A 23,856-nucleotide genomic window follows, 5' to 3' on the forward strand; every position below is an offset into this window, starting at 1 on the left:
CGGATGGATATCGCAGCGATGCCGCGCGGCGGGTTCGACGCCTCATGGCTGGACCGGCGATTGCAGACCGATCGTCCGGAATATCTGGACCGCGACGACATCGACGATCGGATCAAACGGCAGGTGATCTGGTCCCTCGAGTGGATGGGCCGGATACTGCACGATCACGAACGTCTTGCCGCCCTCGCCCTGCCGCTCGTCGCGGACATTCCCGAGCCCGTGATCCTGGAACTGGGCGCGGGCCACGGCGCATTGTCCCGCGCGGTCCTGGCGACGCACCCCACCGCGCGGGTGACGGTGACCGACATCGACCCGGTCTCGGTGTCGCACATCCGCGCCGGCGACCTGGGCGCCCACCCGCGTGCTGTGGTGCGCCGCGCTGATGCCACCGCCATCGACGCGCCCGACCGGGCCTACGACCTCGCGCTGTTCGCGTTGTCGTTCCACCACCTACCGCCGGTACAGGCGGCCCGGGTGCTGACCGAGGGGACCCGGGTCGCCGACAAACTGGTCGTGTGCGATCTGCGCCGGCCCCCGGCCGCGCTGCACCTGCTGCGACTGGCGTCGATGCTGCCGTTCGTCTTCCTGCCCTTCGCCCACGACGGACTGATCAGTTCGATGCGCGCCTACAGCCCGTCGGCATTCCGGTCGCTGGCCGTGCACTCCGGCCCGGGCATCGCCGTCGAGTTCAGTCGACTGGGGCGCAACCAGGTCGTTGTCGCGTCGAGGGTGAGGTGAGCAGCATGGCGGCGGTGGCGGCGCTGGGCCGTGCGGCCTGGGCCGGCATCGACCCCGAAGGATTCTTCCGGCGTCATGCATCCGATCGGCGGCCGTTCCCGGTGCGCTTTCCCGGGCTCGGCGAGGTCCTGTTCTTCTCGACCGCCGAAGGCGCACGCGACATCCTGACCGTCTCCGGCGCCGAGTCCCGGGCTCCGCTGCCCAACCCGATCGAACCGGTTGTCGGACGGAACTCACTGATCCTGCTGTCGGGGGAGGCTCACCGGCGGGCCCGAAGCGCCCTGGCACCACCATTCCGCGGCGAGATCATGCGCCGTTACGTCGAGGTGATCGCCGAGGCGACCAGCGACCACATCGCGACCCTGCGGCCGGGCGATCAGTTGCTCGTCGGCGAAACGGCCCGGGGCATCACGCTGGACGTGGTGATCAGGGTGGTGTTCGGCGTGACGGACGGCGCTCGCCGCCGTGAATATGCGAGGGTGACAGCCGAATTGCTGCGATCCGGCAACGCGGCGCTGATGCTGGTGCCTGTTCTGCGCCGCGACCTCGCCGGGCGGGGTCCGTGGGCCCGGTTGCTCGCCTTTCGCTCCCAGCTCGACCAGATGTTGTCCGAACAGATCGAAGAGCGAAAAAGTAGCGGTGAACCCGGCAGCGACGTGCTCGACCTGATTCTCGGCACCACCGATGACGAGGGCAACCTGCTGCCCGACGATGTGCTGCATGACCAACTGCGGACGATGCTGGCCGCCGGCCACGAAACCAGCGCGACGTCGCTGACCTGGGCGCTCTACCACATCCACCGTGACGAGGGCATTCGCTCCCGCGTCGTCGAGGAGCTGGCGACGGTGGCCACCCCGGCCGGGATCGCCAGCCTGCCCTATCTCGGCGCGGTGATCCAGGAGACGCTGCGGGTACACCCGACGGTGCCGATCGTTCTGCGTCGGCTCACCGTGCCGCTGACGATCGCCGGCGTCGCCCGTTCGGCCGGGGATGTGGTCGGAATCGCGCTTCCCGCATTGCATTTCAACCCAGAGCTGTGGGCGGATCCGGAATCGTTCGACCCGCAGCGGTTCCTGAACGCCAAGCCGTCGCCGTTCCATTACGCGCCGTTCGGCGGCGGGTACCGCAGGTGTATCGGTGCGGCCTTCGCGCACAGCGAGTTGGCTGTGGCGATCGGCACGATCATGAAGAGTCTCGAGTTGCGCGCGCGCGGTCCGGGCGGGACGCCACCGCGTGCGGTGCCCCGCGGTATCGCTACCCGGCCGCGCCGCGAGATCGCCTTGGATGTGCTCGCGCGGCGCTAGTCACTGGCGGTAGGTGGCCAGGAAGCTGCCGATCCGCGCGATGGTCGATTCCAGCTCGGCCGCCGGCGGCAGGGTAACGATGCGGAAGTGGTCGGGCGCGGGCCAACTGAGCCCGGTGCCGGGAACGAGGTGGATCTTCTCCTGGAGCAACAGATCCAGGATGAACTGCTCGTCGTCTCGAATCGGGTAGAGGCGCAGATCGATCTTCGGGAAGGCGTACAACGCGCCCTTCGGCTTGACACATGAGACGCCCGGAATCGCGTTGAGCGCGGCCCACGCCCGGTCGCGTTGGTCGCTCAACCTGCCGATGGGCAGCGTGAGGTCGTCGGTTCCCAACGCAACCCCAATAGCCTGCTGGGCAGGAACGTTCGCGCAGCGGCGCAACCCGGCCACGATTGTCAGACCCGCGAGGTAGCTCTTGGCGTGGTCGGTCGGACCGGACACCGCGAGCCAGCCGGTGCGAAACCCCGCACAGCTGTAGGCCTTCGACAGACCGTTGAAGGTCAGGCACAGCAGATCCGGCGCCAGCGAGGCGGTCGTGGTGTGGACGACGTCGTCGTAGATGATCTTGTCGTAGATCTCGTCGGAACACACGATGAGGTTGTGTTGGCGCGCGACATCGAGGATCTCGCTCAGCACCTCGGGCGGATACACCGCGCCCGTCGGATTGTTGGGGTTGATGATGACGATCGCCCGGGTCCGGGCGGTGACCTTTGCGGCGATATCGGCAACGTCGGGGTACCAGTCCGATGATTCGTCGCACCGGTAGTGAACGGCGTGCCCCCCGCTGAGGTTGACGGCGGCGGTCCAGACCGGGAAGTCGGGAGCGGGCACCAGCACTTCGTCGCGATCGTCGAGCAGAGCCGTCATCGCGATCGCGATCAACTCAGACGTGCCATTACCCACGAACACGTTCTCGACGTCGACATCGGCGACACCGAGATCCGAGTAATACCGCACCACCGCCTGCCGCGCCGATGGCAGGCCCTTGGGGCCGGTGTAGCCCGCGGAAGCTGGCAAGGTACTGGTGATCTGCTGGAGCAATGCTGTGGGCGGCTCGAACCCGAATGCATGGGGATCACCGGTATCCAGTCGCATGACGTGGTGTCCGGCGGCCTCCAGCCGCGCCACCTCTTCGACGATGGGCCCTGGGGTTTCGTGCGACAGGTTGGACAACCTGCTGGACTGCGCGAACTTCATACGGGTCCTTCCACCGCAGAGAGCATCGCAGAAAGCGCTCGTACTCAGTGCGGTTAAGCGATGGCCGATGTGCTCGCCGGTTGTCTACCGGTCAAATCTGCAGGTCATCTGGGGCTGAAGCGGTATTTACGGATGCGTCAGAAGCCTAGCGTCGGGTTGTGCGACTGATCAATTAATCAGTCGGCCGGTCGCCGATCGGGTGCTCGCCCGCGGAGGGTTTGCGCTTCCCCGATCGCGGCTACCAGGAAAGAATGACCGGCCACGAAATGCTCGTGGACCGCTACGAGTTGCGCGGGATCCTGGGACGCGGCGGCATGGCCGAGGTCCGCGACGCTTGGGACACCCGGCTGCGCCGGCCGGTGGCCGTCAAGCTGCTGCACCCTGCGCTCGGGGCACTGCCCGACATCCGGCGCCGGTTCGAGGACGAGGCCCGGCCCGCGGCGCGCCTGTCGCACCGGTCGGTACCAGCACACCGGTGACCCCATCGCCAACCGTCGCGCCGCCGCCGAGCCCGGTCATCCAGCAGCCGAGCCAGCCGGTGCCCAGCCAGGGCGGCCGGGGACACGGCAAAGGGAACAAGAAACATCCCCAGGTTTGGCCCCGGGTCGACTCTTGTGTCAGTAATCCCCGGTCAACGACTGTCCGGCGCTAGTATCGAGCTGCTCTTCAGGACCGTATGCCGCACGGAGGAACCGTAGAAGGGGGCCTGCCATTGGAGTGGCCGTTCGTCGCCCGGTCGGCCGAGATCCAACAGGCGATGGATTCCGTCGAGGACCCGTCGTCGAACGGCGTCGTTTTCGTCGGGGAGGCCGGTGTCGGGAAGACGGCGCTCGCGCGCCAGGTCGCCGAACGGTTCGCCGAGCGCGGGATGCGCGCGCGTTACGTCCTGGGAACCCACACCTCCCGCGATGTGCCGTTGGCTGCGTTCGCCGGGATCGTGCAGATCCCCGCCGCGCTGGAGCCGATTCGTCTCCTGGCCGCGGCCCACGACGCGCTCGACGGTGTGGACGACCTGTTGCTCGTCGTCGACGACGCGCACCTGCTCGATCCACTCTCGGCAATTGTTGTGCACCAGTTGGCCGTGCGGGGGGCGGCGACGTTGATCGTCACGATGAGGTCGGACGCCGAAGTCCCCGATGCGATCACCGCACTGTGGAAGGACCAGTATCTTCGCCGCATCGAGGTCGGGGAGTTCTCCCACGCCGACACCGGACAGCTGCTCGCCGCGACCCTGGGCGGCCCCGTTGCCGGAACCGTCGTCGACCAGTTCCACGAACTGGCGGCGGGCAGTCCGCTGCTGTTGCGCGGCCTGCTCGACACCGCTCTCGACGACGGTGCGCTTACCGATGACACCGGCCGATGGCGGCTCACTCATATGCCGCGCCTGGGCTCCGATATCGAGCAGCTTCTCGAGGCGCGGGTCCGCAGCCTAGCTCCGAGTGAGCGTGCCGTTCTCGAAATCGTCGCGGCCGCTGAAGTTCTGGACTGGAACGCACTGCGCTCGATGTGCGATACCGATGCGATCAGCGATGCCGAACGACATGCGGTCATCCACGTGATCAGCGATCCACTACGGATGCGAGTTCAGGTGGCGCACCCGGTATTGGCTGACGTCGTGCGCAAGGGCTGCGGTCTGGCCCGGCTACGACAGATCAATACCTCTCTGGCGCAAAATTTTTGGTCAGTGGTCGGCGATCTGGACCAGAATTCGGCGAGGGATCCGCGGCTGGTCATCGAACTGGCCCGCCTGATGATGAACAGTGATGCGACACCTGATGTCGATCTGGTGATCGACGCCGCCGAGAGCGCGATGACGATGTCCAGCCTGAGCCTCGCCGAACAGTTGGCGCGGTTCGCCTACGACCACGGCGGCGGGCTACGCGCGGCGATCGCGCTCGCCGACGCGCTGGCCTGGCAGGGCTCAAATCAGGAGGCTGAGGACCTGCTCTCGACGTTCGACCCGCGCGACCCGATCATGCTCGTCCGCTGGGGTTGCCTGCGCGCGACGAACCTGTTCTTCGGCTGCCAACGGCGTGCGGAGGCAGAGGAAGTGCTGGGCACGGTCCGGTCGCGCGTCACGGTCCCCGCGCTGCGCAGCTACGCCCTCGCGGTCGAGGCGTCGATCGCCTATTTTGCCGCTGACCTCGACACCGCGGAGGCCGCAAGCGCGGCAGTGATCGCCGATCCGGACGCGATGCCGATGGCGGTCCTGTGGGCGGCGGTCCCCGCGGCGGCGGCGGCGAACCTTCGCGGCAAGCCCGAGGCGGTAGCGGCTGCGGCCCACCGCGGCGCCGACGCGGCACGCCACTGCGCGTCCGGGCCACAGCAGTACGCAATCGCGTTGTCGGAAGCGTTGTCGGCCCTCAACCAAGGCGATATCGACACCGCTTCGGCCATCGTCGAGCGACAGCGTGCACTTGCTCATGGCGCTCCGCACGCCGAAGCCATCGTCGCGGCGATGGCCGGTCGGGTTCAGCTTGCGGCCGGCCGCCCGCAGGACGCGTGCGAATGGCTTCAACGGGCACTGTCAGCCATGGTGTCCACCCTGTCGGGCGGATGGGTCCCCCTCGTTGCGACCTGGACCGTTCAGGCGGAGGTGCTACGCGGCGACACCAATGCCGCGGCGCGGGCGCTGAGCATGGCCGAAAGCGCATGGGGGCCAGCGGTGGAAGTGTTCCGCCCGCTACTCGAACTGGCCAGGGCGTATCACAGCGCCGCCACCGGTGCGACCGCCGACGCCCACAGCGCGATCGAGCGGGCGGCCGCGGCCGCCCGTGGTTACGGCATCACCACCGGCGAGTTGGAGGCTCTGCACACCGGATTGCGATTCGGAATGCAACCCGACGTGGCTCGTCTCAAAGCTCTTGAAGGGCAACTGAATACGCCGATCGCGAATCTGGCGGCCAGGCAGGGTGAAGCCGTCGTCGCCGGCGACGGGGAGGAGCTCGAGCGGGTGGCCGGCGAGTGGGAATCCCTCGGGATGGCGGCGCACGCCGCGGACGCCTTCACCGCGGCGGCGCTGGCACACCGGCGGGCCGGTGCGCGCCTGCCGGGTCTGCAATCGTCCACGCGGGCGCACTGGCTGGTGAGCACCTTCGGTCTACACACTCCTGCGACGGCGACAAGCGGAGTCCCGTTGCCGCTCAGCGGTCGTGAGCGTGAGATCGCCCTGCTGGTCGCCGGTGGACTGTCGAACAAGCAGATCGCCGAAAGACTCGTGGTATCGGTGCGCACCGTGGAGGGCCACCTTTACCGCATCTACAAACATCTCGGCATCAACGAACGCGAGCAGCTGATCCGGCTCATGCGCGACACCGATCCGGAGGCCCGCTAACGGTCCGCGTGGGAGAACAGCGGGGTTTCCACCGGTGTCGAGGGTCCTTCATCGTTCGGCGATGTTTCGGAATGGGCTTCAATGGGGTGGGAGAATAACGTGTTGATTGAAGTGTCCTTCAGCTCAGGAGTCAGAACCTGTTTGGGTGTTGTTCGAGAGTCTTTCATGCGCAGGCTGATTCAAAGTCGGTACCAGTTGACATCGGCGGCCCGTTGAGCGGATCGCAAAGGGCCATGACCCGCGACACGGTGGGCGCTGGTTGGATCGTCCAGGTGACTTTTGCCATCCGGCAACGCTCGTCAATATAGCGGAGCGCCGAAAAGCCCGCGCAGTCAAAGAATGTCACCTGGGTCATATCGAGGATCAGGCTCTTGCAGTTGCCGGCCCGGCGGAGAACGTACTCGCTGAATTGTTGGGCTGTCGACATGTCGACGTGGCCGGCGGCGGTTATCCGAACTTCGGTGGTACTTCGCCATTCGGCGAAGAGGTGCAGCCGGTTTCGGGAATCGTCATCACGGTTGACGATCTTTGGCACGGGTTGGTCGACGGGCGAACCGCAGATAGGACGAGGCATTGGGGTGGCTCCGTTGAGCGCTAGGAGGGGAAAGCATTGTTTTCTGTGGGACGCGCCCGAGAGGCTCGCATGGCGGGTGCTGAGGCACACCGCACGCCTGCGACGAATACCGCGGTTGGAAAGTCAACCTGCCATGAGCCTACACGCAGGCGAGTAAATCTCCCACTGTTCACCGGCACGGCGCATCGCCCGGGGGTAGTAGGGCAGCGGCCGCCGATCCAACGGCGAGCGGTGTCTTCATCGGTCCGTGTCTACTTGCTGCGTGCCTGGGTGGGTGCGTTGGCGTCAAGTTGGGTATACCTGAGCACATGGCACTGAAGAAGATTTCCCTGACATCAGTTCTCCTCACCGGTGCTGCGACCGCCGCGATCGCGGCCGCTCCGTTGGCCTTCGCCGATCCGGCCCCGGGCTGCGTCAACCCCGATGGCAGTCCATGTCCGGTCGCCACGGCCGGACCGGACGGCGCATCCGGCAGCATTCCCGGTGGCCCCGGCGGTACGGCGGGCCCGGGCGGTGCGAGTGGGTCCATTCCGTATGGTCCCGGTGGCACCGCGGGTCCCGGCGGCGCCAGCGGCGGTATCCCCAACGGGCCCAGCGGTTCGGCAGGCCCGGGCGGGGCCACCGGTTGCATCCCCTACGTGGGCTGCGCGTCGGTCGGCTGACCGGCTATATCGTCAGGAACCGGGCGAAGCGTGACTCGTAGGCCTGCTGGCGGTCGGCGAGCTGTTCTGCGCGCTTCTCCGGCGTGACGGACACGGTATCGGCGGGCAGCACCGAGGGCAGGTCCTCGAGGCGCACCACGCGGGAGGTCACCGTCGGCGCTCCGGCATCCGGGTTGGTTCCGGGCAGTTGCCAGCGGACGAACAGGCTGCCCTGGTTGAGTCCGGCTGTGTCGACCCAGTTCGCCACGCCGGGATCGGTATTCGAGATGACCAACGTGTAGGAGCCGTCCGCGTTCGGAATGGCCTGCGACGAGTTCAGGCTGCTCTGGTGGTTCCAGTAGTCCGGTGTGATGGTCCACGCATCGGTGACCGGTGCCGTGAAGTAGCCGGCATCGCCGAGCGTGACCGTGACGACCATGGCCTGGTCGTCGCTGAGATGGAACAGTGTCGAACTCTGGCGTTGGGTCGCCAGCGTTCCGAAGGTGTGTGTCGGCTTGCCCAGCGAATTGACCGGCTGGATGAACGGCAGCAGCATCAGGCTGTACAGCCCGATACCGGAATTGAGCATCATCTCGGTGGCGCCCTTGACCAATCGTGCGTAGGACTTGGCCGGCGGCGCGTCCGGGCCCTCCACTCGCTCCACTGAGAGTTCCACCGGTGACGCGGTCCAGTCGCCCAGCGTGTCGCGGATGAACACCAGTTGCGCATCGGACGTCAGGTGCAGGTGATTGGGCTGGCCGTCGTCGAGCGACGAGTTCACGGTGATCGTGAAGGTGCCGTCGGGGTTGACCACCAGGTCGTGGATGCCGATGTTGTCAACCGAATTGGTGACGTCGGCATTGGTGTACACCGAGAAGTTCAGATCCTTGGGTGGGTCGCCCACGAACCTGCCGGTGATCACATAGGACGAGTTGGCCTTGACCGGAATCGTGCGGTAGATCGAGTCGGGGTTGTCGTAGGCCCAGCGTCCACCCGGTACGTCGAACAGGCCCCAGTTATGGGGCGGGATCTCGTAGGTGAGGATCTCGGGCCGGTAGGGATCGGTGTTCACCACGCGCATGGCAACCCCGAACGTGAACTCGTCCAGATCCTGGTTGAGGCGTGCGATGTTGGTGGCGCTGAGGCCACCCGCCGGCAGGTATTTCAACACCCCCAGCGTGAGCCACACCGGCCGCAGGATGTTCTTGGCGAACTGCATTTGCCGGGAGCTGGCGATCTGCATGGCCAGCGCTTCCATCTGCACCTGATCCGATGGCGGAGTGGCGGTCGGATCCACGGTGACGTCGACCTGCGTGCGGCCGCTGGACGGATCGGGGTTGATCATGTTGGCGAGGTTGACGTGCAGCGGATTACCGGCACGATCGGAGACCCGCACGGTGAAGCTGTCCGTGCCACCGGCGGTGGCGAGGTCGTCGTCGGGTACATAGGCGAAGGTGCCGTCGGGGTTGATCGCCACGCTGCCTTGTTGCGGCGCGGAGGTGATGACGTAGGAGATGCGATCGCCCTCGGCATCGACGGCGTTGAGGTTGCCCGACACCACGCCGGTGTCGGACTCGCTGTTCTGGGTCGGGTCGTACGCGGTGGTCGGCGTGGTGTTGAACAGCGTCGCGGTGGCTTGGCGACGAAGCCACTGAGTGGCGGCCGACAGCACTACTTCGGGGGAGGGCAGTCGGGGCACGCCGAGGGGATCCGCCTTGCCGGCCGGTGTGGTCTTGGCCGCCCGGCGGACCGATGCCGTCCCGGATGCGGTGACGGTGTTGTTGGTCTGGGCGCGGGAGCGCGCCGAATGGCCCTGCACCGCAGCACTCTTGGCAGAGTGTGCTGATGCCGATGCATGTGCGGCCGACGAGTGCGACGGGGATCTGGCGGTGTCGGCGGACGCCACCGCCGGTGTGACCGCAGCGCCGACGCCGAGGAACAGTGCCAGTGCGCCGACCCTGCCGATATACCTGCCGCAGCGATGTGGTCGGAATCGCTCGGCGGGCGGATTCATCGGGGCTCCTCGCACGACATCGTGTTCAGTTACGAGTCGTAGCGTAGCGGAAGTCTGCACCGGAAAGACCGGTTCAACCCCAACGGTTCTCGCTGACGAATTCGGCCAGCGGTCTGCCGAACGTCCATTCGTCGATCTCCAGAGCGGGCCGGTCGGGAAAGTCGGGCACCGGGCCCAGGCAGAGCACCGCGACAGGTTCGGCTTCGGACGGCATCTCCAGTAGTTCGCCGAGACGCGCTGGATCGAAGATCGACACCCAGCCCATCCCGAGACCTTCGGCACGGGCCGCCAGCCACAGGTTCTGGATCGCGCACGACACCGAGGCCAGGTCCATGTGCGGCATGGTCCGGCGGCCGAAGACGTGGCCGGCGCGGCCGTCGCCGAGGGCGACCACGAGCAGTTCGGCGCAGTCGAGAATGCCTTCCACCTTCAGCGCCAGGAACTCCTCGGCCCGCTCGCCCAGTGCGGCGGCGGTCTGCCGGCGCTCTTCGTCGACCAGGGCGTGGATCTTGTGCCGCAATCCCTCGTCGGTGATGCGGATGAACCGCCACGGTTGCATCAGACCGACGCTGGGCGCGGCGTGCGCCGCCGCCAGTAGGCGGGCCAGCACCGCCCCTCGGGCACCGTGGTGCCCGGGCTGAACCGGCGCATGTCGCGGCGCTCGTTGATCACCCGGTAGACGGCGCGCCGCTCCTGCGCGGTGAACGCGTGGTCGGTCACCGGGTCATCTTAGAGAGGGGACGGCGCGGTAACGACGGGCGCGGCCCCGCGGTTCGGCCGCGCCGCGATGGTTACTCTGATGTTTCCGGTGTGGCAGCGCTGCCGCGCCGAGCGAGGAGCGGGCCATGTCAGCGTCCCAGGCGGCCGTCATCAGCGGTCCCACGTTGCCGCCCAGCCGTACCGTCGAGGTCCGGGCCGCCGACGGCACCCGCCTGCACACCGAAGTCTTCGGGCCCGAGGACGGCTACCCGATCGTGCTGGCGCATGGCATCACCTGTGCCATCCGGGTCTGGCATGAGCAGATCAACGACCTGTCCCGCGACTACCGGGTGATCGCCTACGACCACCGCGGACACGGTCGCAGCGGGCTGGCACACCGATCGGCCTACAGCCTTGGTCACCTGGCCGGTGACCTGGACGCGGTGCTGTCGGCGACCCTTCGCCCCGGGGAGCGGGCGGTCATCGCCGGTCATTCGATGGGCGGGATCGCGATCAGCTCCTGGTCGGATCGCTACCGGCACCGGGTCGCCCATCGTGCCGACGCCGTCGCCCTGATCAACACGACCACCGGCGACCTGCTCGAAGAGATCAACCTGCTGCGGGTGCCGCCGATGCTGGCAGGCGGCCGGTCGCTGGCCGCGCGCCGGATGATCAAGATGTTCGGCGGGGCCCCGCTGATCCGGGGCGCCCAGCCCGGCAGCCGGTGGTTCGTCACGTTGATGGCCGTGGGAGCCGGGGCCGACCCCGCGGTGGCCGAGCTCATCCACGACCTGTTCGCCGCCACGCCGGCCGCCGGGCGTGGAGCGTGGGCGCGGGTGCTCGTCGACGAGATGGGCCCGCGCCACATCGACCTGGCCGGCCTGACCGTCCCCACCCTGGTCGTCGGAAGCTCCCAGGACCGCCTCCTGCCGATGTGCCAGGCCCGCAAGATCGCCGAAGCGGCCCCCAACCTGGTCGAACTCGTGGAGATCCCGGGTGGGCACTGCGCCATCCTGGAACACCCCGCGGTGGTCAACCGGCATCTGCGGGCGTTGACCGAATCGGTGACCGCGCAGCGGCGCATCAGCTCCTGAGGATCGCGGCGACGTCGGCTGCCGCGCGTTGCCCGGAGCTCACCGCCCCGTCCAGGAACCCGGTCCACTCATCGGCGGTCTCGGTACCGGCCCAGTGCAGCGGACCGGCCGGCTGGCGCAGCAGCGGGCCGAATTCCGTCCAGGCCCCCGGCGGCACCGCCGCCGTCGGCCCGCCGGGGGCGAAAGTCTCTGCGCCCCAGCAATGGTCGAGGTACTCGATGGGATTCTCGGCGTCGGGGCCGAACAGCGCGGCGAACCCGGCGAGCGCCGTCTGACGACGGTGTTCGGGGGTCAGCGCGTCGAATCCGCGGGAGTCGACGAAACCGAGCAGGATTCCCGGCCCGTCGTCGCCGGGGCTGACGTCGAACGTGATGAAAACCGGACCCTGGTCGGACAGCGCCTGGCCGGACAGGTGCTGGTCACGCCAGAAGGGCCGAGAGTAGGCGGCGTAGGCCTTGCTCAGGGCGCCCTGGGGCCAGCGTTGGGCCAGCTGTTGATAGCCGATCGGCAGGGGTGGGGCGATGTCGATGCCCTGGCGGTGTGCCGGCGGTATCGCCAGGATCGCGCGCCGTCCCTCCACGACGCCTCCGGAGGACGTCACGGCCACCGCGTCGTCGGACCATTCGACCCGGGAGACGATCGCATTGAGCCGGACACGATCGCCCAGCTCGGCGGCCATCTTGTCGGCGATCTGTTGAGTGCCGGCCGGGAAGTGATCCTGCTGGGCGCCGCCGACCACGTCGAGCATCCGATCCAGACCGCCGGCGGCTTTGACGTAACGGACCGCATGCAGCATGGACACGTCGTCGGGCTCGGCACCCCAGGTCACACGCGCCATGATCGCCATCAGGTCCCGCGAGGAGGAGCTGGCGCCGACCGAGCGCAGCCAGCCGCCCAGCGAGGTTCCGTCGAGCCGGGCGGCGCGGGACGCCGTCCACGGCTTGGTGATGTCGATATTCCGGCCGAGCCGCTCGACCTGCCATTGGATCCGGCCGATGTCGAGCAGCCCCAGCGGCGATAACTTGGGGATGGTCCCGCGATACGAGCGCACCTTGCCCCGCCACCGGATGAGGTTTGCGCCCCGGCAGTAGGTCGGCTCGGTGAGGCAGTCGAGTTCCTTGGCCAGCGTCAGCACCGCATCCTGGGTGGGGCCGACGAAGGTGGCGCCCAGGTCGACCGGGACACCGGCCAGGGTGGTCGTGCTCGAGCGCCCGCCGACTCGGTCGCGGCCCTCCAGCACCACGACGTCGAAACCGTCTTTGACCAGCTCGCGCGCCGCTACCAAGCCGGCAAAACCGGCGCCGATGACCACAACGTCGTAACCCACCCCACCAGTGTCGCTGCTCATCTCCGCCCAAACCGACAAACGGCTGCAAAAGTGCGAGTGGAACGCGTCAATACGTCGATCTCGACGTGGGTCAGCGGGCGAGCTCGTCGACGATCTCGGCCAGCGTTTCGGTCGCTATCGGGCCGGGCTGGTAGAGGCAAACGGTATCGCCGACGCCGTCGACCCGCTCACGGATATGGGCGGCGATCTGCTCGGGTGTGCCGCACGCGGCGATGGTGTGCAGCATCTCGTCGGTGATCAGCCCGGCCATCTCCAGCCATTTGCCTTGTTTGGACATCGAATTCAGCTCGGGTTGCAGCTCGCCCCACCCGTGGATGTCCAGCACCGGACGGTAGGCGGGGGTGGACCCGTAGAACGCGAGCAACCGCCGGGTCGCGTCGTGGTCCTCGCCCGCCGACAGGATGATCTCCGGCACCACCGCGAACGACGACTCCGTTCGCCCCGCGGCGGCCAGGCCGTCGCGCACCGCCGGCATCGTCGACTCATGGAGAAACTTCTTTGAGCCGAACGGCATCACCAGCAGCCCGTCGGCGACTTCCGCGGTCGCCCGGGTCAGCCGAGGTCCGAGTGCGCCGACATAAATCGGTGGCGGCCCAAAGGGATTCGGGCCGGGATTGAACGTCGGAGTCATCAGCGTGTGCCGGTAGTATTCGCCGCGGAAGTCCAGGCGCTCACCGGTTTCCCAGGTGTTGAAGATCGCCCGCAGCGCGCGGACGAGCTCGCTCATCCGCGCCACTGGTTTGTCGAACGCGACACCGTAGCGCTTCTCGATCTGCGCGCGCACCTGGGTGCCCAGTCCGAGTGTGAATCGGCCCTGCGCGAGCAGCTGGTGATCGTAGGCCTGGTTCGCCAACTGCATTGGGTTGCGCGGGAATGCGATTGCCACATTGGTCATCAGGTCCAGCCCGCCGACACCGGAGGCCAGCGTCAGCGGTGCGAACACGTCGTGCGGGCCTTCGAAGGTGAACACGCCGCTGGCCCCGGCATCGCGCAACGCGCGCGCACGGTCGCTTGCATCAGTGGGCCCGTACAGGGCCGTCAGGATTTTCACGGGATACCTAGCGATCGAGATCGACGTTTTGCGGGGTTTTACTCGTGCTTTCGCTGCCAAACGTCGGTTTGGGCGAATGGATTACGGCGCCACCGTCAACCAGTCGGCGAAGCCGGACGGGTCGTGGCGGCCCAGCGCACCGTGCTCGAACAGGCCCCAGCCCTCGGCCGACGCGTTGCCGTCGTGGCAGACCGCGCGCCCGACGTGATCGATGACCCCGAAGCCGGAACGCCCGATAATCGCCGGATCGTTCATGTCGTAGGTGAGCCGCTCGGTGAACTTCTCGCCCTTCCACACGCCGTGGATCCAATCCGAGTCGCCGCCGTAACCGCCGCCGACATGGATCGGGACCGGGAGCTTGGACTCCACATCGAACCGCAGTGGCGCACCGGAGGCGTCGGTGGCCTCGATGGTCGCCCCGGTCGGAATCCGGGTGCCCGAACGATAGTGGATCTTCACCCGCGGCCAGCCCAGCTGCTCGACCCGCCCGTCGCGCCAGATCCGGGTGCAGTCGTTGAGTGAGCGGAAGCCGTCGGGTGCCTCCTGGATGATGACCACGATCGCGAAGTCGTCGAAGGCCATCGGCACATACAGCCACCACATGCCTTCGAACGGCGGGTCGGCCGGCCGGCCCGCCGGCTCGGCCTCGCCGATGGGCCGGATGCCCCACGATCGGTCGCGGCTGCCGATCCAGACCGACGGGTCAACAGTGATCTCCTCGCCGTCGATGGCGATATGCCCTGCCCAGGAACCCAATTGGGCGAATCGCTGGGCATCGAGGGTGACCCGGTTGCCCTGGCGCATGATGTGCGGCTGCTCCTGCACCACCGGGAACAGGCCCTCCCAGGTGAGGTCGACCGCCATGCCCTCGGTCTCCTCCATCACGATCCGGATCTTCTGCAGCGGCTCGGGCACCTCGATGCGGTAGTTGCCGACGTGCTGGTTGAGCCGGTCGGAGTCGATCGCATCGGACAGGTGCACCGCGGTCTGCGTGTCACCCCGGCGGACCAGGACATAGGCGTCCTTGACCCCGAGGTTGGGGTAGTAGCCCAGGCCGGTGATCAAGAAGATGTCCCCGGTACGGTCATGGGCGTTGAAGTAGCTGCGGTCGTAGAAGTTTCGGTCCGAGGAGTCCGGCCAGGCGATCGGCAATGGCGCCTGGTGGACGGGGTATTCGTCGAGTGGTCCGAGCATGTCAGGCTTTCTCCTCAATAAGCCGGCGCAATAGCCCGGCGTGATAGAACATCGACTCGACGTCTTCGGGCTTCTCGATCTCGCCGAAGTGCACGCGCCGTGCGCCGGTACGCATGAACACACAGCACCAGATCACCCCGGAGTAGACGTAGAACCATCTCAGGTCACCGAGTTTGACGCCGGTCAGCTTTTCGTACGCGGCGCGAACGTCCTCCTCGCGCATCACATCCGGTAGACCCGGCATCCCGGCCAGGCCAGCGAGCTCCTGGAACACCATGTGCGCGAAGATGATCCACGCAACGTCGAGTTCACGCGGGCCCAGTGTCGCCATCTCCCAGTCCAGCACCGCCACTGGGCGGAAGTCCTCGTAGAGGACGTTGCCGACCCGCGAGTCACCCCACGCCAGGACGGGTTCGGTTGCCGCGACGTCGTCGGGGAAGTTGTCCTCCAGCCACTGCAACGCGGTCTCGACCAGCGGCGAGCGGCCGATATCGGGAACGGCGAACTCGTACCAGCCCTTGAGCCAGTTCAACTGGCGGCGCAGCGGCGTGTCACCCTCGGGCACGGCCTCGGCCAGGAAGCCGAATGTGGCGGCCGCGTTGGGGATCGAATGCAGCTTGGCCAAGACCTCGACCGTCGCGTCCTGCAGGGCGCGTTGCTGTTCGGCGGGCGCATCGGCGAACCAGTTGCCGCCGAAGGTGTAGGGCATCACGTCGGGCGGAACGATGCCCGAGACGTGATTCATCAGGAAGAACGGGGCGCCGAGAACCTTGTCGGTCGGATCGATCCAACGCACCTTCGGCACCGGCACGTCGGTCAACTCCTCGACCAGCCGGATCACCTCGAACTGATGGTCCATCCGGTAGGTGATGAACACCGGAACGTCTTCGGCGGTGGGTGCCACCCGTGCCACCCATTTCTGCTCGACCTTCTTGCCGTCTTCCTCCCAGCGGCCGGTCAGGACGATGGTCTCCGACGACATGCCGTTGGAGTCGATGCCGCTCTCGACGGTCACCTCCGGCTTCACGCCACCGGGCATGACGGTGGACAGCCACTCCGACAACACCGTGGGAACGGTGCTGACGTCGCGACCAGAACGCTGCAATCGCCCGAGCTCGGTTTCTACGGTCGGTTGGTTGGTCACCTTTGTCCTCTCCAACCCTATTACGATACGGTGGGTAGCGTTATGAAAGCAGACCCGTCTCCGCTTGACAAGACCGGGACCGCGGGCCGGCCCCGCGATCCGCGTATCGACGCTGCCATATTGCGTGCGACCGCGGAGCTGCTTGTCGAAATCGGTTATCCGAATCTGACTTTGGCGGCGGTCGCCGAACGGGCGGGGACGACGAAGACGGCCCTGTACCGCCGTTGGTCCAGCAAGGCGGAGTTGGTCCACGAAGCCGCGTTTCCGACCGCGCCGACCGCACTGGCCACTCCGGCGGGCGATATCGCCGCCGATGTGCGGGCAATGCTGCAGGCCACGCGGGACGTCTTCACCAGCCCGGTGGTGCGGGCCGCCCTGCCCGGTCTGATCGCCGATATGGGTGCCGATCCCGAGCTGAACGCGCGGGTGATGGCCCGCTTCACCGATCTGTTCGCCGCGGTCCAGGATCGGCTGGTCGAAGCGGTGCACTGCCGCGAAGTTCACGCCGATGTGGACCCCGAACGCCTCATCGAACTGATCGGTGGTGCGACGATGATGCGGTTGTTGCTGCGCCCGGACGACATCCTGGACGCGAACTGGGTCGACCAGACGGCGGCGATCCTGGTGCACGGGGTGGCGCTGCAGAGAAGAGGGATGCCATGACGGGACGACTGGCCGGCCGAACCGCCATCGTCACCGGCGCCAGCCGCGGGCTCGGCCGCGCGACCGCGCTGGCCCTGGCGGCCGAGGGCGCCGCGGTGGCGGTGGTGGCCCGAACCGAGCAGCAGTGGGACGAACGGTTGCCGGGCACCATCGGCGAGACCGTCGCGGCCGTCGAAGCCGCCGGCGGGCGCGCGGTGGCGATCCAGGCCGACCTGCTGGAGCGCGATGACCTGCCCCGCCTGGTCGACGAGGCCCGTGCGGCATTCGGGCCGGTCACCATCCTGGTCAACAACGCGGCGTTCACCGCTCCCGGTCGCCCGCCCAAGCCGGAGGGCGCACCGAAGCAGCCCAAGCCGAAGCGCGCGCCGGCGGCGGCCAACGCAGATTGGCCCGGATTCCTGGCGATCCCGCCGAACGCGTATCGCCGTCATTTCGAGATCGGGGTGTTGGCCTCCTACGAGCTCATCCAGCTGGTGTGCCCGGACATGTTCTCGGCGGGTGTCGGGTCGATCATCAACGTGACGTCGGTGGCCTCGCGGGTCCCGGGTGATGGGCCCTACCGGAGTTTCGACGGTGGGGTGCTGCCCGGCTACGGCGGGTCCAAGGCGGCGCTGGAGCACCTGACCTGGTGCGCGGCTTATGATCTGCAGCGCCACAACATCGCGGTCAACGCGCTGTCACCCTCGCGGCCGATCCCGACGCCTGGGTTGTCGTACTACCGCAGCGAATTCGACAACGTGTCCGGCGAGGATGAGTTCGCTCGCGCGGCCGCTGAACTGGCGCTCGTCGACCCGAACGTCGTGACGGGCCGCACGATCGGGCACCTCGAGGTGCTCGACGGCAGCTTCGCGCCGTTCACGAACACCGCATCCGCGTTGGGCTAGCGATGAGTGACCAGGCGAGCCCGTTCCGGGCCGATCTGTTGGCCGGGAAGGTCGCTCTCGTCACCGGTGGTGCGACCGGCCTGGGTCTGGAGGTCGCCGGCCTGCTGGGAACGCACGGGTGCAAGCGCGCCGAGATCGACGTAATGCTGCTGTCTACTCGCGCTTTCGCGGCCAAACGTTGGTTTGGGCGCTAGAGAATTTGCCGTTTGTTGCGCTCGGCGACCTCACGCTGTCGGGCCGCCAGCTGTCCGGTGTCCACCATCGTGGTGCCGGCGACCGTGCGTTCGGCCTTCAGCGCCGGTCCGGTGATCGCCGCGGTGCCGCTGCGATAGATCTCTTTGAGGCCGGCCATGGTCGGTGCCGGCACTTCCGCGATCTGGTTCGCCAGTTCGAGAGCACGGGGCAGAAGCTGTTCGTGGTCAACCACTTCGGTGACCAGCCCGATACGTTCTGCACGGTGCGCGTTGACCACTTCGCCGGTCATCGACAGTCGCCGGGCCATCCCGGAGCCGACCAGCCGGGGCAGCCGCGCCGTCATCCCGCCACCGGGCAGGATGCCGACCCGGGCGTGGGTGTCGGCGAAAACCGCACGCTCCGAAGCGATCAGGAAGTCACACGCCAGTGCGATCTCCAGGCCGCCGGTGAACGTCGGTCCGTTCACCGCCCCGATGACGGGTTTGCGTAGCGCGACGATCGCGTCCATGCAGTTCATCTTGTCGAACCGGCCGAAGTAGTCCATGCCCAGGCTCTGCGCTTGTTTGAGGTCGACACCCGCGCAGAACGCCGGATCCGTTCCGGTGAGCACCACGGCGCGGATCGAGTCGTCGCCGTCGGCCTCGCCGAGTGCGGCGTGGAGCCCTTCGAACAGTTCGGTGCTCAGCGCGTTGCGCACCTCGGGCCGGTTCATCGTCAAGACCCGGACGGCGCCATGGTCATCGCTGAGAAGGATCATCAGGTCAGGAATCTAGCCGCATGGTCGACAAGGTCGAGCAGCGGCTGGGGTAGAGCCCCGAGCGCGAACGTGATGGCCGCGGTGAGCGTGATCGTCGCGACGCTCAGCGAACTGGGCGTGACCACCTCCGGCGCGTCCTCGGGAGGATCGGTGAAGAACATCAGCACGATCACCCGCACGTAGAAGTATGCGGCGATCGCCGAGGCGATCACACCCACCACCACCAAGGGAATGGCCCCGCCCTGCCCGGCCGCCTTGAACACCGCGAACTTGCTGACGAATCCGCTGGTGAGCGGGATACCGGCGAAGGCGAGCAGAAACAGCGAAAACACCACGCCGACAAGCGGGTATCGGCGGCCGAGCCCCGCCCAGCGGGCCATGCCGGTCTCCTCGGCACCGCCGGCGTCGCGGACCACACTGACCACCGCGAAGGCGCCCAGCGTAGAGAAGCCGTAGGCGAACAGATAGAACAGCGTGGCCGACACCCCTTCGGGATTCGCGGCGATCACTCCGGTGAGGATGAAACCGGCGTGGGCCACAGCGGAATACGCGAGCATCCGCTTGACATCGGTCTGCGTCACCGCGGTTATGGTGCCGACGGCCATGGTCAGGATCGCGATCGCCCACAGCACGGGTCGCCAGTCGTGGTTGAGGCCGGGGAGGGCGACGTAGAAGATGCGCAGCATGGCGCCGAAGGCGGCGATCTTGGTGGCGGCGGCCATGAAGGCGGTGATCGGGGTGGGTGCGCCTTGGTAGACGTCGGGAATCCAGGAGTGGAAGGGGACGGCGCCGACCTTGAAGAGCAGGCCGACGGTGACCAGGGCGGCGCCGATGAGGGCCAGGGTGGTGTTGTCGGTGGTGGTGTCTATGGAGTGGGCGATACCGGTCAGGCTCAGGGTGCCGGCGTAGCCGTAGAGCAGGGCGATGCCGTAGAGGAAGAAAGCCGAGGAGAAGGCGCCGAGGAGGAAGTACTTCAGGGCGGCTTCCTGCGAGAGCAGTCGGCGGCGCCGCGCCAGGCCGCACATCAGGTACAGCGGCAACGAGAACACTTCCAGCGCGATGAACATCGTCAACAGGTCATTGGCGGCCGGGAACAGCATCATGCCGCCGACGGCGAACATGGTCAGCGGGAACACTTCGGTCTGCACCAGCGCGGCCTTGGTGGCGATCTTCTCGGCGATGCTGCCCGGCACCGCCGACGCGTCGGCGGTGAATGCGTCCAAACTGGCTGCGCTGTCGCCGGATTCGGCAGGCACCCGCCGTTCAGCGATCAGCAAGACGCCGAGCACCCCGATCAGCAGGATCGTGCCCTGCAGGAACAGTGCCGGCGCATCCACGGCAACAGCGCCGACCACCACGGCCTGACCGACCCCGCCATGCAGATCGCGCGCCACCAGGACCACGGCGACGAAGGCCGCCACCAGGCCGCCCAGGCTCAGCGTGACCTGGATGGGGTAGCGGCTCTTGCGGGGCGCGAACGCTTCGACGAGCACCCCGGCGACGGCCACCCCGAGGATGATCAGCATCGGTGAGAGTTGGCCGTATTCGATGCTGGGTGGGTTCATGGACGGATCCCCTCTGCGACCTTGGGCGCCGGGTCGGGTTGGTGAATCGAGGTCAGGGTTGCCGTCACCGCGGGGTTGATGACGTCGAGGGCGATCTTGGGGTACACCCCGAGACCGATCAGCAGGGCGATCAGCGGTGCCACCACCAACAGCTCGCGGGGCCGCAGATCCCGAACCTTGTCGTTGCCGTCGGCGACGGGCCCGGTCATCATGCGCTGATACACCCACAGGATGTAGACCGCCGAGAGCACCAGCGCGGCCGAGGCGATCACGGCGAACGCCGGGTAGCGGGTGAACGTGCCGATGAGCACCAGGAATTCGCTGATGAACGGCGCCAGTCCGGGAAGTGACAAGGTCGCCAGGCCCGCCACCAGGAAGGTGCCGGCCAGGATGGGGGCGACTTTCTGGACTCCGCCGTAATCGGCGATGAGGCGGCTGCCGCGGCGGCTGACCAGGAATCCGGCGATCAGGAACAGGGCGGCGGTGGAGATGCCGTGGTTGACCATGTAGAGGGTGGAGCCGGCCTGTCCCTGGCTGGTCATGACGAAGATGCCCAGGATGATGAAGCCGAAGTGGCTGATCGAGGTGTAGGCGATCAGCCGCATGACATCGGTCTGGCCGATGGCCACGACAGCTCCGTAGACGATGCCCACGACCGCGAGTGCGATGATCAGCGGCCGGAAATAGGTTGCCGCGTCGGGGAACAGCGGCAGACAGTAGCGCAACATCCCGAACGTGCCGACCTTGTCCATCACGGCCATCATCAGCACCGCCGACGCCGGGGTGGCCTGCACCGCGGCGTCCGGCAGCCATCGGTGGAACGGCCACAACGGGGCCTTGACGGCGAAGGCGAACATGAACCCCGCGAACAGTGCGTTGGCGATGCCGGGGCTCATGGTGAATTTCCCGGTGGCGACGGCGTCGGCGATCGCACGGAAGTCGAAGGTTCCGGCGTCGAACGCCTTGCTGGCGGAGGTGACCACGTAGAGCCCGATGACGGCGGCCAGCATGATCAGCCCGCCGAACAGGTTGTACAGCAGGAACTTCACCGCGGCTTTGGACCTACCGGCCCCGCCGAATCCGCCGATGAGGAAGTACATCGGGATCAGCATGGCTTCGAAGAAGACGTAGAACAGCAGGATGTCGAGGGCGACCAGCGACATCATCACCATGCCTTCGATGGCCAGCGTCAGCGCGATGTAGCTGTGTGGTGCCCGGCCGGACAGCCCGGGCCGGTCGTCGGCGTCGTTCCAGCCGGCGATCAGCAGGATCGGTACCAGCACGGCGGTGAGCACCACCAGGGCCAGCGCGATCCCGTCGAGACCGAGAATGTAGCCGGTGCCGAAAGACGGGATCCACGGATGGTTTTCGACGAACTGGAACTGCCCGCCGGCCGGGTCGAACCGCACCGCCAGCAGAAGCGACAGCGCCAGCACCACCAGCGAGACTGCGACGCCGGCGTACTTGGCGAACTGCCGCGACGAGGCCGGAAGCACGATGATCACCGCGGCGCCGAGCACCGGGATCGCCCAGAGGATGGTCAGCCAGGGGAGGTTCGTCATCGTGGTCACCTCCACGCCGTGAACAGGACGACGGCGATCACGAGTGCCGCACCGGCCAGCATCGACAGTGCGTAGGAGCGGGCGAACCCGGTCTGCAGCTCACGCAGCCGATCCGAGATCCGGCCAACGACGTAGGCCAGCCCCTGCGTCACCCCCTCGACACCCTTCTCATCTACGACCACAAGGCCTTTGGTCAACTCCTGGCCGCCGCGCATGAAGACCGCCTCGTTGACCGCGTCGCCGTACAGGTCCTTGCGCGCCGCGACCGTGAGCGCCGACACGTCGAGCGGCGCGGTCTCGGGAACCTTGTGCATCGCGTACTGCCGGTAGGCCACGGCGATGCCGATGGCGACGACGCCCAGGGCGGTGACGGTGGTGATCCAGGCCGGGATGGTGTGGTGGGTCTCGTGGTGGCCGACGACGGGTTGCAGCCAGTGCTGCAGCGTGTTGCCGACGGCCAGGAAGGCACCGGCGCCGACGGAGCCGAACGCCAGCACGATCATGGGTCCGGTCATCACGGGGGGTGATTCGTGGGGGTGCGTGTTGGGTTTCCAGCGTTTCTGGCCGAAGAAGGTGAGCAGCATGACGCGGGTCATGTAGAACGCGGTGATCCCGGCACCCAGCAGGGCTGCCCCGCCCAGCAGCCAGCCTTGGAGGCCGCCGCTGTTGAGGGCGGTTTCGATGATCGCGTCTTTGGAGAAGTAGCCGGCGAACGGTGGGACGCCGATGATGGCCAGATATCCCAGGCCGAAGGTGACGAACGTGATCGGTAGCAGGGTGCGCAGGCCGCCGTAGCGGCGCATGTCGGTCTCGTCGTCCATGGCGTGCATGACCGAACCGGCACCCAGGAACAGGCCGGCTTTGAAAAAGCCGTGCGTGAGCAGGTGCATGATCGCCACCGCATACCCGGCAGGGCCAAGTCCGGCGGCGAGCACCATGTAGCCGATCTGGGACATGGTGGAGGCGGCCAAGGCCTTCTTGATGTCGTCCTTGGCGCAGCCGATGATCGCCCCGAACAGCAGGGTGACCGCACCCACGGTGACCACGGCGGCCTGCGCGGCCGGGCTGTGGTTGAAGATCGGGCCCGAGCGCACGATCAGATACACCCCGGCCGTGACCATGGTGGCGGCATGGATCAGGGCGCTGACGGGGGTGGGACCTTCCATCGCGTCGCCGAGCCAGGACTGTAATGGCACCTGGGCGCTCTTGCCGCACGCGCCCAACAGCAGCAATAACCCGACCGCTGTCACGGTGCCCGACGTCATCGCCGGCGCCGAGGAGAACACGGTGTCGTAGCTGACCGAACCCAGGCTGGCGAACAGCACCATCAGCGCGATCGCCAATCCCATGTCGCCGACCCGGTTGACCACGAACGCCTTCTTCGCCGCGGTCGCCGCGGTCGGCTTGTAGGACCAGAACCCGATCAGCAGATAGGAAGCCAGGCCGACCCCTTCCCAGCCCAGATACAACCCCAAGTAGTTGTCGGCCAGCACCAGCAGCAGCATCGCGGCGACAAACAGGTTGAGGTAGGCGAAAAACCGCCGCCGGTCGGGATCTTCGGCCATGTAGCCGACCGAGTAGAGGTGGATCAGGGCGCCGACGCCGGTGATGAGCAGCACGAAACACAGCGACAGCGCATCCAACTGGAGGCCGAAGTCGACGTGCAGGACCCCGACGGGTACCCAGGAGAACAACACCTCGTGCACCACCCGGTCTTCGGCGGGCAGGCCGAGCAGATGGGTGAACAACACTGCACCGCAGGCAAAAGCGCCGATCACCGTGGCACACCCCAGCAGGTGTCCCCACGCGTTCGTGCGTCGTCCGCCCAGCAGCAGGATCACCGCCCCGGCCAGGGGCAGCGCAATCGTCAGGATCAGCAGCGTCGTCATAGCGGT

General features: G+C 67.2%; 19 protein-coding genes and 2 pseudogenes. 9 read left to right on the forward strand and 12 right to left on the reverse strand.

Annotated elements, in window-relative coordinates; all coding sequences use genetic code 11:
* Positions 1-3 precede the first annotated feature (3 nt).
* Both ORI27_RS17725 and ORI27_RS17730 read left to right on the forward strand, forming a co-directional pair.
* A complete protein-coding gene (locus ORI27_RS17725) occupies positions 4-738 on the forward strand; it encodes a class I SAM-dependent methyltransferase (RefSeq protein WP_265998287.1) in 735 nt (244 codons plus the stop codon).
* A gap of 5 nt (positions 739-743) precedes the next feature.
* Positions 744-2,042 carry a cytochrome P450 gene (locus ORI27_RS17730; protein ID WP_265998288.1) on the forward strand — a complete coding sequence of 433 codons (1,299 nt, stop codon included), beginning with the start codon at positions 744-746 and terminating at the stop codon, positions 2,040-2,042.
* On the opposite strand, the gene ORI27_RS17735 is transcribed toward ORI27_RS17730, so the two are convergent.
* Entirely contained in the window at positions 2,043-3,242 is a 1,200-nt protein-coding gene (locus ORI27_RS17735) for a pyridoxal phosphate-dependent aminotransferase (RefSeq protein WP_265998289.1), read from the reverse strand. It abuts the gene before it with no gap.
* 251 nt (positions 3,243-3,493) lie between these two features.
* Here ORI27_RS17735 and ORI27_RS17740 point away from each other — a divergent pair.
* Both ORI27_RS17740 and ORI27_RS17745 read left to right on the forward strand, forming a co-directional pair.
* Positions 3,494-3,712 (forward strand): annotated as a pseudogene (locus ORI27_RS17740) (serine/threonine protein kinase); the annotation flags it as partial.
* 242 nt (positions 3,713-3,954) lie between these two features.
* Complete coding sequence (locus ORI27_RS17745) at positions 3,955-6,576, forward strand: helix-turn-helix transcriptional regulator (protein WP_265998290.1); 2,622 nt, start codon at positions 3,955-3,957, stop codon at positions 6,574-6,576.
* Between the two features lie 163 nt (positions 6,577-6,739).
* Here ORI27_RS17745 and ORI27_RS17750 read toward each other — a convergent pair whose 3' ends face one another.
* Positions 6,740-7,111, reverse strand: coding sequence for an STAS domain-containing protein (locus ORI27_RS17750; RefSeq protein ID WP_265998291.1), 372 nt, complete (start codon positions 7,109-7,111; stop codon positions 6,740-6,742).
* 347 nt (positions 7,112-7,458) lie between these two features.
* On the opposite strand from ORI27_RS17750, the gene ORI27_RS17755 reads away from it, so the two are divergent.
* On the forward strand, positions 7,459-7,812 hold the full coding sequence (locus ORI27_RS17755; protein WP_265998292.1) for a hypothetical protein: 354 nt from the start codon (positions 7,459-7,461) through the stop codon (positions 7,810-7,812).
* Positions 7,813-7,816: 4 nt separating this feature from the next.
* On the opposite strand, the gene ORI27_RS17760 is transcribed toward ORI27_RS17755, so the two are convergent.
* Positions 7,817-9,805 carry an Ig-like domain-containing protein gene (locus tag ORI27_RS17760; RefSeq protein ID WP_265998293.1) on the reverse strand — a complete coding sequence of 663 codons (1,989 nt, stop codon included), beginning with the start codon at positions 9,803-9,805 and terminating at the stop codon, positions 7,817-7,819.
* A 73-nt stretch (positions 9,806-9,878) separates the two neighbouring features.
* Positions 9,879-10,456: pseudogene (bluB, locus tag ORI27_RS17765) on the reverse strand (5,6-dimethylbenzimidazole synthase).
* Positions 10,457-10,650: 194 nt separating this feature from the next.
* On the opposite strand from bluB, the gene ORI27_RS17770 reads away from it, so the two are divergent.
* A complete protein-coding gene (locus ORI27_RS17770; RefSeq protein ID WP_265998294.1) occupies positions 10,651-11,598 on the forward strand; it encodes an alpha/beta fold hydrolase in 948 nt (315 codons plus the stop codon).
* On the opposite strand, the gene ORI27_RS17775 is transcribed toward ORI27_RS17770, so the two are convergent.
* The 4 genes from ORI27_RS17775 to ORI27_RS17790 form a co-directional block, all read right to left on the reverse strand.
* Positions 11,588-12,946 carry a flavin monoamine oxidase family protein gene (locus ORI27_RS17775; protein ID WP_265998295.1) on the reverse strand — a complete coding sequence of 453 codons (1,359 nt, stop codon included), beginning with the start codon at positions 12,944-12,946 and terminating at the stop codon, positions 11,588-11,590. The genes ORI27_RS17770 and ORI27_RS17775 overlap by 11 nt on opposite strands.
* 70 nt (positions 12,947-13,016) lie before the next feature.
* Positions 13,017-13,997, reverse strand: a complete 981-nt coding sequence (locus ORI27_RS17780) for a TIGR03617 family F420-dependent LLM class oxidoreductase (protein WP_265998296.1) — start codon at positions 13,995-13,997, stop codon at positions 13,017-13,019.
* An 81-nt stretch (positions 13,998-14,078) separates the two neighbouring features.
* Positions 14,079-15,191 (reverse strand): hypothetical protein, encoded by a 1,113-nt coding sequence (locus ORI27_RS17785; protein ID WP_265998297.1) that lies wholly within the window; start codon positions 15,189-15,191, stop codon positions 14,079-14,081.
* Between the two features lies 1 nt (position 15,192).
* Positions 15,193-16,335, reverse strand: a complete 1,143-nt coding sequence (locus ORI27_RS17790; protein WP_265998298.1) for a phosphotransferase family protein — start codon at positions 16,333-16,335, stop codon at positions 15,193-15,195.
* Between the two features lie 42 nt (positions 16,336-16,377).
* Here ORI27_RS17790 and ORI27_RS17795 point away from each other — a divergent pair, with 42 nt between their 5' ends.
* From ORI27_RS17795 to ORI27_RS17805, 3 genes are read left to right on the forward strand one after another with little or no spacing between them, the layout of a single operon-like run.
* Positions 16,378-16,998 carry a TetR/AcrR family transcriptional regulator gene (locus tag ORI27_RS17795; RefSeq protein ID WP_265998299.1) on the forward strand — a complete coding sequence of 207 codons (621 nt, stop codon included), beginning with the start codon at positions 16,378-16,380 and terminating at the stop codon, positions 16,996-16,998.
* Positions 16,995-17,882 carry an SDR family NAD(P)-dependent oxidoreductase gene (locus ORI27_RS17800; protein ID WP_265998300.1) on the forward strand — a complete coding sequence of 296 codons (888 nt, stop codon included), beginning with the start codon at positions 16,995-16,997 and terminating at the stop codon, positions 17,880-17,882. Before ORI27_RS17795 ends, ORI27_RS17800 begins: the two co-directional genes overlap by 4 nt.
* Before the next feature lie 2 nt (positions 17,883-17,884).
* The gene (locus tag ORI27_RS17805) at positions 17,885-18,076 is read left to right on the forward strand and encodes a hypothetical protein (protein ID WP_265998301.1); all 192 of its coding nucleotides are present in this window, start codon (positions 17,885-17,887) and stop codon (positions 18,074-18,076) included.
* On the opposite strand, the gene ORI27_RS17810 is transcribed toward ORI27_RS17805, so the two are convergent.
* Genes ORI27_RS17810 through nuoL form a run of 4 tightly spaced genes read right to left on the reverse strand, consistent with a single transcriptional unit; the run spans position 18,073 to position 23,850 of the window.
* Entirely contained in the window at positions 18,073-18,834 is a 762-nt protein-coding gene (locus ORI27_RS17810) for an enoyl-CoA hydratase (protein WP_265998302.1), read from the reverse strand. The genes ORI27_RS17805 and ORI27_RS17810 overlap by 4 nt on opposite strands.
* Positions 18,834-20,399: an NADH-quinone oxidoreductase subunit NuoN gene (nuoN, locus tag ORI27_RS17815; RefSeq protein ID WP_265998303.1), complete on the reverse strand. Its 1,566-nt coding sequence runs from the start codon at positions 20,397-20,399 to the stop codon at positions 18,834-18,836. Before nuoN ends, ORI27_RS17810 begins: the two co-directional genes overlap by 1 nt.
* Positions 20,396-21,961: an NADH-quinone oxidoreductase subunit M gene (locus tag ORI27_RS17820; RefSeq protein ID WP_265998304.1), complete on the reverse strand. Its 1,566-nt coding sequence runs from the start codon at positions 21,959-21,961 to the stop codon at positions 20,396-20,398. The genes nuoN and ORI27_RS17820 overlap by 4 nt, the downstream gene beginning before the upstream one ends.
* A 5-nt stretch (positions 21,962-21,966) precedes the next feature.
* Positions 21,967-23,850, reverse strand: coding sequence for an NADH-quinone oxidoreductase subunit L (nuoL, locus tag ORI27_RS17825; RefSeq protein WP_265998305.1), 1,884 nt, complete (start codon positions 23,848-23,850; stop codon positions 21,967-21,969).
* Positions 23,851-23,856 lie beyond the last annotated feature (6 nt).

It is taken from the genome of Mycobacterium pinniadriaticum (assembly GCF_026242045.1).
Classification (GTDB): domain Bacteria; phylum Actinomycetota; class Actinomycetes; order Mycobacteriales; family Mycobacteriaceae; genus Mycobacterium; species Mycobacterium pinniadriaticum.

What these genes read in the sequence shown, in the direction of transcription:
- ORI27_RS17725 (WP_265998287.1), top strand. Translation starts at nt 4, where the DNA reads ATGGATATCGCAGCGATGCCGCGCGGCGGGTTCGACGCCTCATGGCTG.
- ORI27_RS17730 (WP_265998288.1), top strand. Translation starts at nt 744, where the DNA reads ATGGCGGCGGTGGCGGCGCTGGGCCGTGCGGCCTGGGCCGGCATCGAC.
- ORI27_RS17735 (WP_265998289.1), bottom strand. Translation starts at nt 3,242, where the DNA reads ATGAAGTTCGCGCAGTCCAGCAGGTTGTCCAACCTGTCGCACGAAACC.
- ORI27_RS17755 (WP_265998292.1), top strand. Translation starts at nt 7,459, where the DNA reads ATGGCACTGAAGAAGATTTCCCTGACATCAGTTCTCCTCACCGGTGCT.
- ORI27_RS17760 (WP_265998293.1), bottom strand. Translation starts at nt 9,805, where the DNA reads ATGAATCCGCCCGCCGAGCGATTCCGACCACATCGCTGCGGCAGGTAT.
- ORI27_RS17770 (WP_265998294.1), top strand. Translation starts at nt 10,651, where the DNA reads ATGTCAGCGTCCCAGGCGGCCGTCATCAGCGGTCCCACGTTGCCGCCC.
- ORI27_RS17775 (WP_265998295.1), bottom strand. Translation starts at nt 12,946, where the DNA reads ATGAGCAGCGACACTGGTGGGGTGGGTTACGACGTTGTGGTCATCGGC.
- ORI27_RS17785 (WP_265998297.1), bottom strand. Translation starts at nt 15,191, where the DNA reads ATGCTCGGACCACTCGACGAATACCCCGTCCACCAGGCGCCATTGCCG.
- ORI27_RS17795 (WP_265998299.1), top strand. Translation starts at nt 16,378, where the DNA reads ATGAAAGCAGACCCGTCTCCGCTTGACAAGACCGGGACCGCGGGCCGG.
- ORI27_RS17800 (WP_265998300.1), top strand. Translation starts at nt 16,995, where the DNA reads ATGACGGGACGACTGGCCGGCCGAACCGCCATCGTCACCGGCGCCAGC.
- ORI27_RS17805 (WP_265998301.1), top strand. Translation starts at nt 17,885, where the DNA reads ATGAGTGACCAGGCGAGCCCGTTCCGGGCCGATCTGTTGGCCGGGAAG.
- ORI27_RS17810 (WP_265998302.1), bottom strand. Translation starts at nt 18,834, where the DNA reads ATGATCCTTCTCAGCGATGACCATGGCGCCGTCCGGGTCTTGACGATG.
- nuoN (WP_265998303.1), bottom strand. Translation starts at nt 20,399, where the DNA reads ATGAACCCACCCAGCATCGAATACGGCCAACTCTCACCGATGCTGATC.
- ORI27_RS17820 (WP_265998304.1), bottom strand. Translation starts at nt 21,961, where the DNA reads ATGACGAACCTCCCCTGGCTGACCATCCTCTGGGCGATCCCGGTGCTC.
- nuoL (WP_265998305.1), bottom strand. Translation starts at nt 23,850, where the DNA reads ATGACGACGCTGCTGATCCTGACGATTGCGCTGCCCCTGGCCGGGGCG.